The organism is Mycobacterium sp. 050272, assembly GCF_039023525.1.
GTDB lineage: Bacteria > Actinomycetota > Actinomycetes > Mycobacteriales > Mycobacteriaceae > Mycobacterium.
The window spans coordinates 81,295-98,649 of the sequence record NZ_JBCHKV010000019.1; the positions used below are offsets into that span (position 1 = coordinate 81,295).

The following is a 17,355-nucleotide window of genomic DNA, read 5'->3' on the forward strand; positions in this document are numbered from 1 at the left end:
GACCTAACCATCATCGGATAGCGACACTCGGGAGAAACTCCGAAAAAGACATCATTGCCGACGTTCACTATTTCGTGGGTATTGGAATTAAGTGGCTTTCCATGTCGTAGCCTGCCCATTTGCTGCCGGCCATGACCACACCGAACCAATTGCCGTCCCGACTTTGCCACCGACGGGCCCGTCGACGCCGCGCCCAGCAACGTCTCCGTCAGAAACATCGTGATCTCGAGCGCGCCGACGGGGCGACCAGCACGGTGCTAATCTTTGCCCGCTGCGTCAATTCGGCGCGCACGGCCGCTTCAGGAATCGCATAATGATGCGGTTGCACCGCCTCTCCCAAACAAGGAGCCGACCATGATTTCCGCTCGCAAACTGTGCTTATTGACGGTCCCCGCTATTGCTGCCACCGCGTTGACCGTGGGAACCGGGATCGCGGTCGCCGACGACGACGGGTACCTCGCGCAGATCAAGAAGATCGGCCTCACCGGAGACCCCACCGCGTTGATCCAGCTCGGACACTTGATTTGCGCCGACCGCGCCAACGGCGAGACCCCGGACCAGCTGGCCCAGGTGGTGCAGAGCAAGAACCCGGGGATCAGCCTCAGCGACGCGACCGGCGTCGTCAGCGCCGCGGAATCCAACTACTGCCCCTAATGGCTTGAGCGGGCCGCGGCTATCGCGGTGCCGCTGAAAACGCCGCCACCGGCATCTCCACCGTCCCGCGGCATGGGCCGCCGGAGATGTCGGTGTGCCAGGTGCCACGCAGCGACCCGTCCGGTTGCGGCGCGTAGAAGGCCCATGACGTCGCGGGTGCCCAGACCTTCGGAGCCCCTTCACCCATGTAGCAATCCCACTGAAAATTGAAGTGCTCCACCCAGCGGGCTCCGTCCCAGGTGTAGTGGGACGGCTGGGGCAGCGTCGGGTTTTTCGGGACCGGCCCGTTCGTCGCGGTCGCGACGCAGCTGCCCGACGCGCACGACGTCACGAAGACGTAGTCGGCGCTGAAGGTGGGTTCGGCTTGACCGGCCGCCACGCTGGTGCCGGTCTTGTTCACGGCGTATCTGACCAACGAGTACTTGCCATTCCACACGGGTGTCGCGGCGTGCGCCGAAATCGCGGGCACGCCAAGGATCGCGACGATGCCGAGCAGCGCGGCCAGGTAACGCGAGCACACCGTGCCCATGGTGCGGACTCGATGACGCGATGCGATCTCGGCACGGACACGATCGCACGGTAATGCCCCAGTCCAGCCGAAACTTCTTGGCGCCGAACGGTTCCACCCGGCCCCGCCCCGAAACTCATCGCCCGTGCAACAGGAACAGCCCGTAGGCGGCCACGGACTGCGCGTCGGCGATCACCCCCGAGCGGATCATCTCCTCGACGTCTTCGCGGGAAAACCATGCGCTGCGCATGTCCTGCTCCTCGTGCTCGAGGGCTGCTTGCCCCTCGGAGATCCCCGTGGCCAGGAACACCCAGCCGCGCTGACTGGTCATGCCGGGAGCGACGTCGAGCAGGCCAAGTGCCTCGAACGACGCGGCGCTCAACCCTGTTTCCTCGCGCAGCTCGCGCGCGGCCAGCTGGGCGGGTTCGGTGTCGGCCAGATCGGGTGCGGTGCCCTGCGGGAACTCCCAGCGACGCGCGCCCAGCGGATAGCGGAACTGCTCGACCAGCCGGAATCGGCGTCCGTCATAGGGCATCACCAGGGCATAAGTCGGCTTATCCACTACGGCGTAGATGCCGGGGCTGCCGTCGGGGCGGCGGATATCGTCCTCACGGAGGATCAGCCACGGATTCCGATAGATTTCGCGCGATGCGAGGCGTTCGATGAAAGGCACGTTGCTAGTATCACCAACCCGAAGCGACCGCCATGGCGAACAGGTAGCGTCCGGAGCCATGCCTTCCCAAGAAGCCATCACCCACACCGTCAACAGCTATCTCGCCCACGTCGCCAGCGGCGCTACCGACGAGATTGTGAACCTCTACTCCGCCGATGCCACCATCGAGGATCCCGCCGGATCGGAAGTCCGGCGCGGCCGCGACGCGGTGCGCGAGTTCTACACGGCGTTCCAAGACGCCAAGAAAGACACCGAACTCGCCGAAATACGCGTCGGCGGCAACGAGGCGGCGTTCTACTGGCACCTGACGCTCGAGGCCGGCGACACCCGCACCCGAATTTCGCCCATCTCGCTGATGACGTTCGACGACGACGCGAAGATCACGTCGATGCGGGCGTTCTGGGGGCCCTCCGACGTCCGTGTCCTGTAGCGCAAAACCATTACAGCCCAAGAAAATACGGACCCGGCGCTGGGCTGGCCATCGCCGTGGCGGGTGTTGCGCTGGCAGAAATCGGCACAGTAGCCGATAGTCATAGCAATGTGACGTTCTCGGGAGGCGGGTGAGCATGCACGGCCACATCATCGTCAGCGGTGACGACGCGCTGGCGACGACGATCGCCGAGGAGCTGGAAAACGCCGGCGCCACTGTGGTCAAGCTCATCGACGACACCGTCGCCGACACCAAAGAAGACCTCATCGAGGCCGGGATCGTGCGCGCCGCCGCCGTGGTTTGCGCCGGCGACGACGACGCGATCAACCTCGAAATCGCTTTACTGGCAAGGAAATCCAATCCGAATGTGCGCGTGGTCGCCCGGCTGGCCAACGATGTACTGCGCGAAGCCGTCGCCGACGACAACGGTCCGGGAGCGATCCTCGATGTCGCCGAATTGGCGGCGCCGTCGGTGGTCGAGGCTGCTTTGGCGCACACCGTGCACCCGTTCGAAGCGGCCGGCATCAAGTTCCTCGTCTCGGGCTCGCAGGCACCCTATGACGCGACGCTGCGCGAGATCTACGCCGACCTGGCGCCGGTCGCGGTGATTCACGGCGAGAACTCGCATGCGCCCGGGTTGCTGGAGACCTGTCCTGGCCGCGACCTCAAGGTTCACGCCGGAGACTGGACCGCGATGATCGGCACCGTCGACGAGCTGATGGCACGCGGCATCAAGGCCCCGCGGCCCAACACGACACGCATCCGTCAGCGCCGCGTGCGTCTGGCCATCGACGTCGCCCGCGGCCTGCGCAACGACGTCAACCCGATGTTCATGCGCGCGGTGGCCGCGGTGCTGACCGTGTTGATCGGCTCGACGGTGTTATTGCGCTATTGCTACCAACCGCACGCGAAGATGACCTGGGTCGACGCGTTGTACTTCAGCACCGAGACGATCGCGACGGTCGGCTATGGCGACTTCAGCTTCCTCACGCAGCCCACCTGGCTGCGACTGTTCAGCATCGGTTTGATGTTCGGCGGGTTGATGACCACCGCGGTCCTGGTGGCGTTCATCGCCGACCTGCTGATCTCGCAGCGATTCGCCCACACCGCCGGCCGCCGGCGGGCGCGCCATCTGCGCAACCACGTCGTCGTCGTCGGACTCGGCTCGTTCGGCAGCCGCGTCGTCGCCGACCTGACCGCCGCCGGATACGAGGTCGCGGTGATCGAGATTGACGAGAACAACAGCTACCTGTCGACCGCCGCCGAACTCAAGGTGCCGGTGATCTTCGGGGATGCGACGCTGCGCCAGACGCTGGACGCGGCCCGGGTCGACACCGCGCGTGCGATCGCGGTGCTGACCCACGACGACATGACCAACATCGAGACCGGGATCGTGCTGCGCGAGATGCTCGGTCCGCGAGTGATGCCGAGAGTCATCCGGCCCGATGTGCCGATCGTGCTGCGTATTTTTGACCACGCGCTCGGCAGCGCGGTGGCCGAACGGTTCGGTTTTGACACCGTGCGTTCGACCGTCGCACTGGCCGCACCGTGGTTCGTCGGCGCCGCGATGGGCCTGCAGGTGCTGGGGACGTTCTCGGTCGGGCAGCGCTACTTCATGGTCGGCGGCATGCACGTGGCGGCGGGCAGCGAGCTCGACGGGATGCGGATGTTCGAACTGTCCACGCAGACCCGCGTCATCGCAATCACCCGGGACGACACCCCGGTCCAGCTGCACCCGCGACGCGACGCCCGGCTGCGCGCCGGCGACACCGTCTACCTCGTGGGCCCCTACCGCGAGCTGGTCGCGACGCTGCAAAAGGGTCAACCCCCGCAGCCGGAGGTCGGTCGCGAGCGGCTACCGGCCTAGAGCCGCGTGGCGACGTCGGCGGCCCGGCGCACCTGGTCGACATCGGAACTGGTCGGAATCAGCTGAACCTCGTCGGTGCCGATCTCCTCGAATTTGCGCAGTACCGCGAGCAGCTCGTCTTCGTCGCCGGCCCAGCCGGTCATCGGGGCCATTGCGTCCACGTACTCGGCCGGGATCCAGTTCATGTAGCGGCGCAGGTGCCGATGCACCTGGGCGCGCGACTCCTCGGGCGTGCCGAACGCGAACCAGAACGACGTCACCAGATGCGGTTTGGGCTTGCCGGCCCGCGCCCACGCCTCCCGCGTGACGTCGAAGAGCTCATTTTGCTTGTCGACGTCCAGGTCCAGGGTGGTGCCGGCCAGCCCGTCGGCCCAGGCGGCCGCGCTGCGGATGGTCTTCGGCCCGATGCTGCCGACGAACAACGGCGGACCACCGGGCTGGACGGGTGCCGGCCCGACCGGGAGCACCGACTCGGTGATCTTTTCACCGGCCCATACCCGCTTCATCACCGCGACTCGCGCGGCCATGTCGCGCATGGTCTGCGACGCCGGGTCGGCGCCCACTGCGTGGTAGTCCTCGTGCCTGCCACCCACGCCGATGCCGACGGTCAACCGTCCGCCGGACAGCATGTCGCCGGTTGCCAGGCCTTTCGCCAACATCACCGGATCGTGCAGCTGCGGCACGATCACCGTCGTCATCAGGCGCACCCGTTTCGTCCAGGCCGCGAGCGCACCGAGCAGCGTGAGGTTGTCCGGGTTTTCAAACGCGATGCGTTCACCCCAGCACAGCGACGAGAAGGGGCCCTCGTCGATCGCGCGTGCCCAGGTCTCGAGCACCGTGGCATCTAAATCCGGCTCCATCACCGGCATCGTCATTGCTATCCGCACGACGGCGATTCTGGCATGCCCTCAACATGTCGTCTCTCCAGTGGCAGCATGGGGTGAGTGTCGTTAGCCAGTACCTCCATCGCACATGTCCGACTGACCGTCACCGATATCGAGCGATCACGGCAGTTCTACGAGAGCGTGTTCGGTTGGCCGGTGTTGCTGGAACTTCCCGAAAATGCCGACGAGGCAACCCGCAACCAGTTCTCCTTCTTATACGGCGGTGTCATCTACGACCTCGGCGGCACGCTGCTCGGGCTGCGGCCGGTCGCCTCGGATCGCTTCCACGAAGACCGTTGCGGTCTTGACCACATCGCTTTTCGGCTGGCCAGCTTGGACGAATTAGACACCGCGGCAGCACATCTCGACGAACTGGGCGTCGAGCACGAGCCGATCAAAGATATCGGGCCGTCCTACATTCTGGAATTCCGCGACCCGGACAACATCGCGCTGGAGCTGACCGCGCCCAAATAGGGGAATACTGGAAAGAACTATGTCCATCAGTTTCAACCACACCATCGTCGCCGCCCGCGACAAACACGAATCCGCGGAATTCCTCGCCGAGCTCTTCGACCTGCCCGCCCCGAAGCCATTTGGCCACTTCATGGTCGTCGCGCTCGAGCACGGGGTGAGCCTCGATTACGCGGACGCCCCCGAGGGGCAGGAGATCCGGCGCCAGCACTACGCCTTCCTGGTGTCCGAGCCGGAGTTCGAAACGATCTACGGCAAGATCCAATCGCGCGGCCTGCAGCATTGGGCCGATCCACGGCAAAGCCGGCCCGGCGAGATCAACCACCGCGACGGCGGCCGCGGGGTCTACTTCCTGGATCCCTGCGGGCACGCGATGGAGATCTTGACTCGGCCCTACGGATCAGGCGGCTGAGCCAACCGGGCTAGTCGGCGCGTGCAGGGCCATGCCGCAGGCTCTCCTGGCCGCGATAGTCGTCGGCGAGCTTCGCCACGTGTTTGGGCAGGGCGCCCGACGCCACATCGGCCAGCATTGTCTCCTCCAAGACCGAGCGCATGCTGGCGCGCAGCGCACGCCACACGTCGGCCAGGGGTGCCGTCGGCCCCGAGTACGGCAGGTCACCGAGGCCGATGTCGCGGACACTGGCCAGCGGCCCGTCGATGCAGCGCAGCACGTCGGCAATGCTGATCTCGCTGGCCGGACGGGCCAGCTCGTAACCCCCGTCGCGGCCGCGGTGGCTGCGCACCAAACGATCGGTACGCAGGTTGGTCAGGATGTCGACGAGAAACTGCGGTGGTATGCCCTGCGCTTGCGCCAAATCGTCGGTCTTGACCAGCGTGCCGCTGTCCGCGGTGGCGAGCTGAATCATCGCCCGCACCGCGTACTCCGCTTTCGCCGACATCCGCACGTTGAGGATTGTGCCACCATCGGCGCATTGCGATGCGGATGCTCGGGTCTGCGGGCTAGGCGCGCAGCTCCAGCATGTCGATGACGCGCTGAGCCATTTCCTCGAGCGAACAGTCCGGGATCAACCGCAAATCCGGATTCTTGGGCCGCTGATACGGACTGTCGATGCCGGTGAAATGCGTGATTTCGCCCGCGCGGGCTTTGGCATACAGCCCCTTGGGATCACGCGCTTCACACTCCGAGAGCGGGGTATCGCAGAACACTTCGAAGAACTCAAATCCGGCATCGTCGTGCACTTTACGAGCCATCTCGCGGTGCTCGGCCAGCGGACTGATCGCGGGCACCAGCACCGTCTGGCCGGAATCGGCGAGCAGCGTCGCGACATGAGCGAGCCTGCGCAGGTTCTCCGCGCGGTCGGCCATCGAGAAGCCCAAGTCGGCGTTCAGGCCGTGGCGCAGGTTGTCGCCGTCGAGAACATAAGCGGGAGTGCCCTTTTCGAGCAGCTTCTGCTCGACGAGCATCGCCACCGACGATTTACCCGCACCCGACAGGCCGGTGAGCCATACCGTCCGGCCGCGAGCCGCCCGGTCTTCGGCGGTGACCAGCGACTTGTGCCGGACGGTGTTCGGGCTGGCCTTCTGCGCCGCGACGTCGCGCAACACCATGCCCGCCGCCACCGTGCCGTTGGTGTTCGGATCGATCAGGATGAACGAACCGGTGCTCGCGTTGCGGGTGTATTCGTCGAGCAGCAGTGGCACCTGCGTGCGCAGAGTTATACGGCCAAGTTCGTTGAGCTTCAACGCCGTAGCACTCTTGTCCCGATGCAGGGTGTTGACATCGAGCCGGTAGTCCAGCGCGGTGACCCGCGCTCGGGTGGTTCGGGTGGTGTGCTTGATGACGTAATCGCGGCCCGGCTCGAGTGCCGCGCCGTCGGCCATCCAGCACACGGTCGCGTCGAATTCCTGCGTGACCCTGGGCTGGTTGTTGGAGCGGGCGATCATGTCGCCACGCGAGATGTCGATGTCGTCGGCCAGGCTCACCGAGACCGCCATCGGCGGAAATGCTTCTTCCACAGGGCCATTGGGGCCTTCGATCTCGGTGATCCGGGTGGTCTTGCCGATCGGCAGCACCACCACCTCGTCACCGGGGCGCATCACGCCGCTGGCCACCGTTCCGGCATAGCTGCGGTGGTCGCGATGCTCGTGGGTCTGCGGCCGGATCACGTACTGGACCGGGAAGCGCACGTCGACCAGATTGCGGTCACCGGCGACGTAGACCTCCTCCAGATGCGAGAGCAACGCGGGACCCTCATACCAGGGCGTCTTGTCCGATTTGGTCACCACGTTGTCGCCGTGCAGCGCCGACATCGGGATGGTCGCCACGTCCTGCACGTCCAAACGTGCGGCGAACGCGTGGAATTCGTTCTTGATCGCTTCGAATTTCTCTCTGTCCCAGTCGATCAGATCCATCTTGTTGACGGCCAGCACAATGTGCTGGATGCCCAGCAGCGAGGCCAAAAAGGCGTGCCGCCGGGACTGCTCGAGCAGACCTTGGCGGGCGTCGACGAGCACGATCACCAGTGCGGCGGTCGACGCACCGGTGACCATGTTGCGGGTGTACTGGATGTGCCCCGGGGTGTCGGCGATGATGAATTTGCGCCGGGGAGTCGCGAAGTAGCGGTAGGCGACGTCGATCGTGATGCCTTGTTCCCGCTCGGCCCGCAGGCCGTCGGTGACCAGCGCCAGATCGGTGTAGTCGTGGCCGCGCTCTTTCGAGGTCTTTTCGACCGCGGCCCACTGGTCTTCCATCACGGCCTTGGAGTCGTACAGCAGCCGCCCGATCAGGGTGGACTTGCCGTCGTCGACCGAGCCGGCCGTCGCGATGCGGAGCAGTGTCGTTGGTGCAGCCATCAGAAGTAACCCTGCCGTTTCCGGTCTTCCATTCCAGCCTCCGAGATGCGGTCGTCCGCCCTGGTGGCGCCGCGCTCGGTCAGTCGGGACACCGCCGTCTCGGCGATGACCTCCGAGACCGTCGCGGCCTCCGATTCCACGCACCCGGTGCAGGTGACATCGCCGACCGTGCGGAACCGCACCGTCTTCTCCAGCACCGGCTCGTCGGCGCGCGGTTGCATGTGGCGGTGCACGGCCAGCAGCATCCCGTCGCGCTCGAACACCTTGCGCCGGTGGGCGTAATAGATGGACGGCAGCTTGACCTTCTCGGCGCCGATATAGGACCAGATGTCGAACTCGGTCCAGTTCGACAGCGGGAAGACGCGGATGTGCTCGCCCTTGTGGTGCCGGCCGTTGTAGAGGTTCCACAGCTCGGGACGCTGGGCCTTGGGGTCCCACTGGCCGAATTCGTCGCGGAAGCTGAACACCCGCTCCTTGGCGCGGGCCTTCTCCTCGTCACGCCGGGCGCCGCCGAACGCGGCGTCGAACTTGTTCTCCCGGATGGCACGCAGCAGCGTCACGGTCTGAATCGGGTTGCGCGACGGGATGGTCTCGACGACCCGTCCGGCGTCGATGTCCTCCTGCACCGACGCCACCACCAGGCGCACCCCGAACTCGTCGACGAGTTCGTCCCGGGTCGAGATCACTTCGTCGAAGTTGTGGCCGGTGTCGACATGCATGACCGGGAACGGCAGCCGCCCGGGGCGGAACGCCTTGAGCGCCAGGTAGAGCATCACGATGGAGTCCTTGCCGCCGGAGAACAACAGCACCGGCCGCTCGAACTCCGCGGCCACCTCACGGATGATGTGGATGGCCTCGGCCTCCAGCGAGCGCAGATGGCTCAATTCGTACTGACCGGCCGCAGGGCCCGTCGTCACACCACTGGTCATGGCTTCCCTGTCCAAACCGCTTATCCGGATAATCTTGGTAGAACTGACCATGTTTACGGTCATTGACGTTCATAGAACCAGCCCGGACCCGGCCGTGTCAATGGCGCTGGTAGCGGCGGCCGGCGCGCAAGGCGCTAGACGGTTATCTCTTCGAGCTTGCCGCTGGCGACGTCGAAGACGAAGCCGCGCGCCGATACATGCTTGGTGACGAACGGGCTGTTTTCGATGCGGCGCAACGACTGCCGGACGTCCTCGGCGAGGTCCCCGAACGCCTCGGCCGCCCACGGCGGCTTCACACCCGTCTCTTCTTGGATAGCGCGCTTGAATTCGTCGTCGGTGAAGGTGAGCATCCCGCAGTCGGTGTGGTGAATCAGAATCACCTCGCGGGTCCCCAGCAGTCGCTGGCTGATGGCCAGTGACCGGATGACGTCGTCGGTGACAACTCCGCCGGCGTTGCGGATGACGTGGGCCTCGCCCTCGTTCAGGCCGAGGACGCGGTAGACGTCGAGCCGGGCATCCATGCACGCCACGACCGCGACGTGTTTGCTCGGCGGCAGCGGCAGTGGACCATGGAATGCGCTGGCGTAACCGGCGTTGTTTGCCAAGTAATCATCGGTGACCGTCACGCAAGCCTCCTCGGATGGAAATCGCCAGCCAGTCGGTGCCGCAGCATATCTCCTGCGATTGGCGCAGGGTCTAGTTTTGCTCAGCGAATTCTGAATCCCTTAGCGACGGCCACTGGGGAGTCCGGGCTCGCCTCGGCTACAGGTCGTTGCCCGCGTAGGACTGGTTGAAGCTCTTGTTGGCCAACGGGAAGTCGGGGACGATCGTGTCGGCCATCGCCACGGGCAGCGCGGGCCAGTTGAACCAGGACGGGTCGACGATCTTGGAACGGGTGATGCGGTTGGCCGCGTCGATCTCGACGCGGTGCACGATGGTGCCACGCCAACCCTCGACTATGCCGACCCCGCTGCCCGGCGTGCCCGCTTCGGTGCTGACACCGTATTCGATTGGGCCGCTGTGCGACTCGACAAGGTGCCGGACCAGGACAGTGGCCGCGGCGAACTCGTCGCTCCGCACGGTGTAGCGGGCCAGGACATCGCCTGCCGTCGCGGCTATTTCCACGACGGGCAGATCGACGGTGGGGTGCTCGACCCGGGCGTCCGTGCGAAGGCCGCTGGCACGAGCGACGTACCCCAGGCAGCCCAGGGCACGAGCGTCTTCGCAGCGAAGAATCGCGGTGCCGGCGAATCGGTCGTAGGCGACCGCGTTCGTCAGTGTCAGCGACGCGACCTCGGCCAGGTCAGCGGCGAGCTGGTGAAGTTCCTCGGTGTCGGGAAGACATTGCAGCACAACGCCGCCCGGGCGAATAGCACCGCGCAGCAGCCGGTGGCCGGTGACGGAGGCGTTGAGCCGCAGCAGTCTTTCCCGGATACGTTGGGCATGGGCGTTGGCGATGGAGTAGCCGATGTCGTTGGCCAGGGCGCCGAGATCGGCGGCGTGGTTGTAGAGCCGCTCAAGTTCGACGATCAGCGCGCGCAGCCGGTGCACCTCGTCGGGCAGTTCGATGCCGAGGGCGTCTTCGACGGCGAGGCTGTGGGCCAGGGCGTGCGCGGCCGACGTATCGCCGCTGATGCGTTCGGCGAGATCGACTGCCCCATCGGCGGTCCGGCCGTGGAACAGCTTCTCGATGCCGCGGTGGACGAACCACAGCCGGGCTTTCAAGCGCACGACGGTCTCACCCGCGACCGAGAAGCGAAAGTGGCCCGGTTCGATCAGGCCGGCGTGCACCGGGCCGACCGGGATCTCGTACACCCCGGGCCCTTCGACGTTGAGGAACGGGAACGCGCCGGTGTCGGGGAATTCGGGCGCGGGTCCCGGGTCGGTGCGCATCGGATGCCAGTCGGGCCAGTGCGCGTGACTGACCAAGCGGCGAAGTTTGGGGTGGCCGACGGGCCGAATTCCGTAGAGATCCGCCATCTCGCGCTCGAATCGACTCGCCGGAAACGACACATAGGCCAACGATTGGATCGTTGGATTCTGAACGGGCACAACGCATTCAAGCTCGACACGGCGATCGGGGCAGCCGGCCAGAAACAGGTAGACGACACGCAGGCTGTCCCCGTCGTCGTGTGCGGCGACCAAGGCCAGCCTGAAGGAATCGTCCAGCAGTTGTTCGGCCCTTTCGGCGAGCTCGCGCTGAGAAATTCTGTGCCGCAACCAGCTTCGGTTCATCGCGAGGATCCGGCGTTGGCGCTGGCGGCGACTGTGAACAGGTGGGTGAGCGGGCCGGCCGTGATGCCGAGGGCGGCGGCGACCGCGATACCAAGGACCAAGACCGTTGCGGCTGTGGCCGGCACGGCAAGAGATGGCGCACCCGCCGCGGGCGCACCGAGCAGTACACGCCCGCAGTTGCGGGCCAAGGCGGCGAAGGCGATCGCGATCAGCAGGATCGCGACACCCAGCACCCAGGCCAGCCGCGCGCCGGCCAGCGAGCGCGCGATCGCCAGTTCGCTGGCGAACATCGCGAACGGTGGCAGGCCCAGCAGCGCGATCAGGCCGGTGGCGAACGACACGCCGATCAGCCGCGACCGGTGCATGACGCCGGTGATATCGGCGATCGCCGTCGAGTTGTGCGCGGCCTGCAACTGACCACCCGCCAGGAACAACACCGTCTTGGCGATTCCGTGGGCAAGCACATGCAGCAGCAGTGCGGCGACCGCCAGCGTGGTGCCCGCGGCCGCCGCGATCGCGATCAGCCCCATGTTCTCCATCGAGGAGTACGCCAGCATCCGCTTGATGTCGCCGGTGACGGTCAGCATCAGCGCGGCGACCAGCAGCGTCGTCAACCCGACCACCAGCAGTCCGCCGCGCAGAAAAGCGGGTCCGGTGGCCGCGTCGATGATCGGTCGCAGTCGGATGATCACCGAGAACGCGACCGACAACAGCACGCCACTCATCAGCGCGGACACCGGCGCGGGGGCCTGGCTGTGGGCGTCAGCCAGCCAGGTGTGGAACGGGAACAGCCCGGCCTTGGCGCCGTAACCGATCAGCAGTAGTCCGCCGGCCAACCGCGCGACAGCGGGATTCAGGCCGTGCGCGTACGCCGCAAGGACATCGAGGTTCAACGCGTGGGCGGCGGGCAAGCCGGCGTAGCGCGCTGCGAAGTACAGCAGCACGGTTCCCAGGAACGCGACGGCGATACCGACCGAGCAGATCACCACGTACTTCCAGGTCGCTTCCAGCGCGGTGCGCGTGCGCCGATGCCCCACCAGGAAGGCGGTGATCACGGTGGTGGCCTCAATCGCCACCCACACCACGCCAATATTGTTGGCACACACCGCGAGAACCATCGCCGCCAAGAACGCCGGTGTCAGTACACCGAACAGGCGGGCGCCGCGCTCATCGGTGTGGGCGCACGCCAGCTCGCCGTCGATGTAAGAAACGCTCGCCCAGGTGGCCAGCGTGCCGACGATCCCGATGACGATGAGCATCGTCGCCGTGAGCGCGTCGGCACGCAGCAGGCCGCCGAGCGCGAACCGGGTACCGGATCCGACCTGAAATCCCACTGTGACGCCACATACCAGCGCGGTGACCGCGGACAGGACAGTCAGTGCCGCGGTCACGTGCCGCCATCCGCCGACCAGGGTGGCGATTGACGCGGCAAGTGGCGCAAGGATCGCAATGAGGAGCAAAGTAGTCATCAGTCGTGCAGTTCCTGCAGCTTGTCCAGGTCGGCGTCGCCGAAGGTGTTTCGCAGCCGTCCGGTCAGCACGCCGATCACGATGACGGCCAACAGCACATCCAGTGAAGCTCCGAGTTCGACGATCAACGGCACTCCCGCCGTAAGCAGGAAAGCCGTCGCGGCAATCCCGTTGTCTAGCATCAGGAATCCGACGGCTTGCGAGATCGCGTGCAACCGGGTGGTCAACACGAAAAGCGCGATCAGCACCACCGCGAACGCCGCCGGCACGGCGTTGGTGCTGGGGCCGGGCGCCAGGTCCACCACCGGTTGGGTGATCGCAAAGGCGGCGACGGTCAATCCGCCGGTAATCAGCAGCGAACTGGTGGTATTGATCAGCGGCGTGGCCTCGCGCCGCGAGGCGGTCTCGGCACTCACCACCCGCGCGAGCAGCCACGGCAACACCACGACACGCAGCACCAGTACGACGACGGCGACCGCGATCAGCGCGACATCGTGATCGTGGATGCCGCGCAACGCCGGGATCGCGGTGAGTGCCAAGCCCTGCCAGGCCAGCAGATGCACGATGGCGGGCACGTCGCGGCGCCAGACAATCAAGACCGCGGCCAGCACCAGCCCGCCCGCGGCGAAGTCGACCAAGGTCGAGAAGTTCGCGTCGCTCATGTGCGCACCGTGAAGAAGTTGGCGGCGGTGACGGCGAGCAAGGCCAGCAGGAATGAGCCCGCCAATAGTTCTGGCACCCGGAACAATCGGAGCTTGGCGATGAACACCTCGAATGTCGCGAGCAACGCGGCCAGAACCGCCACCTTGATGACTACCGCCGCGACAGCCCCCAGCACCTGAAGCGCGGTGGGCGCGGCGCCGGCAATCCCCCACGGCAAGAACAGGTTTGCCAGCAGCGCCAGCAGAACCGTGAGTCGCATCCCCGACGCCCACTCGACGAGCGCCAACCGGGGTCCGGCATACTCGAGGACCATCGCCTCATGCACCATTGTCAATTCCAGGTGAGTAGCCGGGTTGTCAACCGGCAGCCGCCCTGTCTCGGCGACGATGACGATCACCAGCGCGACAAAGGCGAGCACAGCGGTCAAGGACAGTACATGCTCGGGGTGCGCGATCGTATTTGTCACCAGCGCACCGAGATTGGACGATCCGGCCGGGATGGACAGCGCGAACACCGCCAGCAGGATCGTCGGCTCGACCAGGGCGGCAATGGTGATCTCGCGGCTCGCGCCCATACCCCCGAACGAGGTGCCGGTGTCAATGCCGGCAAGAGCGAGCGCCACAGTGCCCAGAAAAAGTAAGCCGACCACGGCGAATAAATCGGCGCTGGAGTCCAGGGGTGAGCCCGTGGCGACGATCGGTGCGATCGCCGCGATCAATAGTGTGGTTCCGGCGAGGATCGCGGGCGCGACAATAAACACGATCGTCGTTCCCGCCGGCGTGATTTGTTGCTTACCAAGCTGTTTGAGCAGATCTCGCCATGGTTGCAACACTCCGCCGCCCGCTCGGCCCTCCCAGCGGGCCCGCACTTGACGCGTAAGGCCGACCACCAGCGGCGCACCGAGTATGACCAGGCCGAGCTGAGCCGCCCCCGCGACGTAGGACATCGCGTTCACTTGGCCGCCACCAGCACGATCAGCACACCAAGCGCCCCGTAGGCCAGGTAGAGGTGCACGCTGCCGGTGTGCGCACGGCGCATCAGGCCGGCCGCGGCGGCAACCGCCGCGACCACCGGGGCGTACAGACGCTGTTCGATCGCGTCGGTGATCGCGGTCCGGTAGGTGATCCGGTCGGCCATGAACCGTGACTCGGCCGTCTGGGTGACCTCGATGTCGGTGTCGGGGCGCAGCACCTCACCGAAGACTCGCTGCAACGGCTCGGCGAAGGACGTTGCGGTGTATTGCATGCGCTCGGTGAGATCGTCTGCACCACAAGCCCATAACGGCAGCACGACGGGCGCGGGGCGGCGCCGGAAACGCAACCGGGCCAGGCCGGACGCCACCAGCGCGGTGGCGAGCACACTGGCGGCGATCACACCCGGCGCGACCGAACCGAGCACCCCGGGCAGCCGGACCACGGTGCCGAAGTCGGCAAACCCGACGCTGTGGGCGAACGGCAGCGTCGCGACGATCCGCCGCACGATCGGGGCGAGGCACCCCGGCGCGACCGCCAGGATCAGGCAGGCGCCCGCCGCGGTCGCCATGCCGGCGCGCATGCTGGCCGGCGCCTCACCCGCGCCAGCGGCCTGGTGCGAGCGGGGACGGGCGAGGAACCCGATCCCGAATGCTTTGACCATCGCGGCCACACTCAGGCCGGTGGCCAGTGCGACCACGCCAACCGCCAACGGAGTGGTCAGTGCCACCGTCGGATCGTGTCCGGGTGCGGCGTGGATCAGGGACTGGACCAGCAGCCACTCGCCGACAAAACCGGCACCGAGCGGGAGCCCGCATGCGCCCAGTGCGGCCACGCCGAAGAACACCGTGGTGAGCGGCATCCGGCGGGCCAGTCCGCCGAGCAGGTCGAGATCGCGCACACCCGTGGCGACCACCACCGATCCGGCCGACAAGAACCCGAGGCTCTTGAACGCCGCATGCGCCATCAGATGCACTACCGCAGCGGCTGCGGCAATTGTCGCCGCAGCGTAGGCACCGGTGTCCACGAAAAGCTCGGCTGCACCGAGCGCCAACGTGACCAGGCCCATGTTCTCCGTCGTCGAATACGCCAACAGTCGTTTGATGTCGGTCGCCACCGAAGCCTGCAGCACACCGTAGAGCGCGGATGCGGCTCCAACGGCCATCAGCGCCAGACCCCACCAACGGGGACCCGGCCCAAGCAACTGCAGGTCGAAGCGAACGATGCCGTAGATGCCCAGATTGACCATCGCCGCACTCATCAACGCCGACACCGGGCTGGGTGCCTCGGGATGGGCGCGCGGTAACCACGCGTGCAGCGGCACCAATCCCGCCTTCGATCCGAAGCCGACGACGGTCAGCACGAACACCACCGCGCGGAGGCCGCCGGACATGCCCTTGAGGTCGGTGAGCCGGTCGGATGCGCCGGCTGCCGACAACACCATGAGCCCGACCAGGATCGCGGCGAACCCGAGCTGCGTCATCACCGCGTACGACAGGCCCGCGGCCCGGACCTGCGCACGGGTGTCGTCGGACAGCACCAGCATCAGCGACGTGATCGCCATCAACTCCCACGCCAGCAGAAAGGTCGTCACCGAACCCGCGGCCGGCACCAGCAGCATCGTCGCGACGAACATCGGCAGCATCGCGACTGTGGCCCTACTCAGCCGCTCATGCCGCGCGTACCCGATCGCATAACAACCCACCGGCACCGCTACCGCGCCAGTGAGCGCCATGAAGAATCCGCCCAGCGAGTCAAGCTCGATGTGTACGCCGGACAGCGGAAGGAGCCAGTCGATATGTATCGCCCGTACCGACCCGAACATGGCTTGCCAGCCCAGCCATACCCCGGCGATGCCCACACCCGACGTGACAATCCCACCGACCGCCGGGCCAAAACCCTTTCGTGACACCGTTTTCGGCGTCGCCACCGTACCTAGAGTCGACGTGGCCGTCATTTCCCAGTCACCGACCGCAGGGCCGCAACGATTGCGGCTGGTGTCGGCGGGCATCCCGCGATCTCGATATCGACTCCCACCACCTCACTGACCGCGCCAGCAACGGCGTAGGCATCCTTGAACACCCCTGCGTTCAAGGCGCAATCTCCGCACGCGATCACCACCCGTGGACGTGGCGTCGCCTCCAGGGTGTTGCGCAGCGGGCCGGCCATGTTGCGCGTCACCACCCCGGTCACCAGCAGCGCATCGGCATGCCGGGGCGAGGCGACCAGCCGGGCCCCGAACCGCTCGGCGTCGTACACCGGCCCGAACGCGCCCGATATCTCCACCTCGCATCCGTTGCACGAACCCGCGTCGACATGCCGGATCTGCAGCGAACCGCGAACTCCCGCCGGTGGTTCTATTGCCGACGGCGGTGGCGCGCCCGCGGGCTCGACGACCCGGCCGACGTGCAGAATTTTGGCGAACCAACCCATGGCGCTAATTCGCCGAGTGGTCGGCGCGCAGATCCTCCAGCACCGCGACCCGGTCGGTAAGCACCCGGGCGAGTACCTTGCGAGCAACAGCGAGTAGCTCGGCGATATCGGGCGAGGCGATCGAATAGGTCACGACGTTGCCGTCGCGGTCAGCGGCGACAACTCCCGCCCGACGCAACACCGCCAGCTGCTGGGACAGGTTCGATGCCTCGAGTCCGACATCGGACACCAACAACTCCCCCACGGAGCGGTCCCGCTCCACCAGGAGCTCGAGAATCCTGATGCGCGCGGGGTGCCCAAGCGTCTTGAAGAAATCGGCTTTGAGCTTGTAGAGGGGCTTTGCTTCCACCCGTG

Annotated in this window: 19 protein-coding genes; 5 read left to right on the plus strand and 14 right to left on the minus strand. The window is 66.3% G+C overall.

Going from position 1 to position 17,355, the window contains the following annotated elements:
- Window positions 1-354: 354 nt before the first annotated feature.
- On the plus strand, window positions 355-654 hold the full coding sequence (locus AAHS21_RS26975; protein WP_342930575.1) for a DUF732 domain-containing protein: 300 nt from the start codon (window positions 355-357) through the stop codon (window positions 652-654).
- Window positions 655-673: 19 nt separating this feature from the next.
- Here AAHS21_RS26975 and AAHS21_RS26980 read toward each other — a convergent pair whose 3' ends face one another.
- Window positions 674-1,183 (minus strand): hypothetical protein, encoded by a 510-nt coding sequence (locus tag AAHS21_RS26980; RefSeq protein ID WP_342930576.1) that lies wholly within the window; start codon window positions 1,181-1,183, stop codon window positions 674-676.
- 115 nt (window positions 1,184-1,298) lie between these two features.
- Entirely contained in the window at window positions 1,299-1,835 is a 537-nt protein-coding gene (locus tag AAHS21_RS26985; protein ID WP_342930577.1) for an NUDIX hydrolase, read from the minus strand.
- Between the two features lie 58 nt (window positions 1,836-1,893).
- Here AAHS21_RS26985 and AAHS21_RS26990 point away from each other — a divergent pair, with 58 nt between their 5' ends.
- Entirely contained in the window at window positions 1,894-2,265 is a 372-nt protein-coding gene (locus AAHS21_RS26990) for a nuclear transport factor 2 family protein (RefSeq protein WP_342930578.1), read from the plus strand.
- A 136-nt stretch (window positions 2,266-2,401) separates the two neighbouring features.
- Window positions 2,402-4,132: an NAD-binding protein gene (locus AAHS21_RS26995; protein ID WP_342930601.1), complete on the plus strand. Its 1,731-nt coding sequence runs from the start codon at window positions 2,402-2,404 to the stop codon at window positions 4,130-4,132.
- Here the strand turns inward: AAHS21_RS26995 and AAHS21_RS27000 are convergent.
- On the minus strand, window positions 4,129-5,007 hold the full coding sequence (locus AAHS21_RS27000) for an LLM class flavin-dependent oxidoreductase (protein WP_342930602.1): 879 nt from the start codon (window positions 5,005-5,007) through the stop codon (window positions 4,129-4,131). The two genes, AAHS21_RS26995 and AAHS21_RS27000, sit on opposite strands and share 4 nt — an antisense overlap.
- 69 nt (window positions 5,008-5,076) lie before the next feature.
- On the opposite strand from AAHS21_RS27000, the gene AAHS21_RS27005 reads away from it, so the two are divergent.
- Together AAHS21_RS27005 and AAHS21_RS27010 are read left to right on the plus strand one after the other, a co-directional pair.
- Window positions 5,077-5,490 carry a VOC family protein gene (locus AAHS21_RS27005; RefSeq protein WP_342930579.1) on the plus strand — a complete coding sequence of 138 codons (414 nt, stop codon included), beginning with the start codon at window positions 5,077-5,079 and terminating at the stop codon, window positions 5,488-5,490.
- Between the two features lie 19 nt (window positions 5,491-5,509).
- On the plus strand, window positions 5,510-5,899 hold the full coding sequence (locus AAHS21_RS27010) for a VOC family protein (RefSeq protein WP_342930580.1): 390 nt from the start codon (window positions 5,510-5,512) through the stop codon (window positions 5,897-5,899).
- Window positions 5,900-5,909: 10 nt separating this feature from the next.
- Here AAHS21_RS27010 and AAHS21_RS27015 read toward each other — a convergent pair whose 3' ends face one another.
- The 11 genes from AAHS21_RS27015 to AAHS21_RS27065 all read right to left on the minus strand — a co-directional run bounded on the left by AAHS21_RS27015 (window position 5,910) and on the right by AAHS21_RS27065 (window position 17,350).
- Window positions 5,910-6,392 carry an RrF2 family transcriptional regulator gene (locus AAHS21_RS27015; RefSeq protein WP_342930581.1) on the minus strand — a complete coding sequence of 161 codons (483 nt, stop codon included), beginning with the start codon at window positions 6,390-6,392 and terminating at the stop codon, window positions 5,910-5,912.
- 55 nt (window positions 6,393-6,447) lie between these two features.
- On the minus strand, window positions 6,448-8,301 hold the full coding sequence (gene cysC / locus AAHS21_RS27020) for an adenylyl-sulfate kinase (RefSeq protein WP_342930582.1): 1,854 nt from the start codon (window positions 8,299-8,301) through the stop codon (window positions 6,448-6,450).
- Window positions 8,301-9,281 carry a sulfate adenylyltransferase subunit CysD gene (gene cysD / locus AAHS21_RS27025; RefSeq protein ID WP_342930583.1) on the minus strand — a complete coding sequence of 327 codons (981 nt, stop codon included), beginning with the start codon at window positions 9,279-9,281 and terminating at the stop codon, window positions 8,301-8,303. The genes cysC and cysD overlap by 1 nt, the downstream gene beginning before the upstream one ends.
- Window positions 9,282-9,364: 83 nt before the next feature.
- A complete protein-coding gene (locus AAHS21_RS27030; RefSeq protein ID WP_342930584.1) occupies window positions 9,365-9,856 on the minus strand; it encodes a carbonic anhydrase in 492 nt (163 codons plus the stop codon).
- A 136-nt stretch (window positions 9,857-9,992) separates the two neighbouring features.
- Entirely contained in the window at window positions 9,993-11,465 is a 1,473-nt protein-coding gene (locus AAHS21_RS27035; RefSeq protein ID WP_342930585.1) for an NADH-quinone oxidoreductase subunit C, read from the minus strand.
- Window positions 11,462-12,934: a proton-conducting transporter membrane subunit gene (locus AAHS21_RS27040; protein WP_342930586.1), complete on the minus strand. Its 1,473-nt coding sequence runs from the start codon at window positions 12,932-12,934 to the stop codon at window positions 11,462-11,464. Before AAHS21_RS27040 ends, AAHS21_RS27035 begins: the two co-directional genes overlap by 4 nt.
- Window positions 12,934-13,596, minus strand: coding sequence for a hypothetical protein (locus AAHS21_RS27045; protein ID WP_342930587.1), 663 nt, complete (start codon window positions 13,594-13,596; stop codon window positions 12,934-12,936). The genes AAHS21_RS27040 and AAHS21_RS27045 overlap by 1 nt, the downstream gene beginning before the upstream one ends.
- Window positions 13,593-14,543, minus strand: coding sequence for a respiratory chain complex I subunit 1 family protein (locus tag AAHS21_RS27050; RefSeq protein ID WP_342930588.1), 951 nt, complete (start codon window positions 14,541-14,543; stop codon window positions 13,593-13,595). The genes AAHS21_RS27045 and AAHS21_RS27050 overlap by 4 nt, the downstream gene beginning before the upstream one ends.
- A gap of 5 nt (window positions 14,544-14,548) precedes the next feature.
- Window positions 14,549-16,525 (minus strand): proton-conducting transporter membrane subunit, encoded by a 1,977-nt coding sequence (locus tag AAHS21_RS27055; protein ID WP_342930589.1) that lies wholly within the window; start codon window positions 16,523-16,525, stop codon window positions 14,549-14,551.
- A complete protein-coding gene (locus AAHS21_RS27060) occupies window positions 16,522-17,001 on the minus strand; it encodes an NADH-quinone oxidoreductase subunit B family protein (RefSeq protein ID WP_342930590.1) in 480 nt (159 codons plus the stop codon). The genes AAHS21_RS27055 and AAHS21_RS27060 overlap by 4 nt, the downstream gene beginning before the upstream one ends.
- Before the next feature lie 4 nt (window positions 17,002-17,005).
- On the minus strand, window positions 17,006-17,350 hold the full coding sequence (locus AAHS21_RS27065) for a lsr2/espR transcriptional regulator (RefSeq protein ID WP_096289604.1): 345 nt from the start codon (window positions 17,348-17,350) through the stop codon (window positions 17,006-17,008).
- Window positions 17,351-17,355 lie beyond the last annotated feature (5 nt).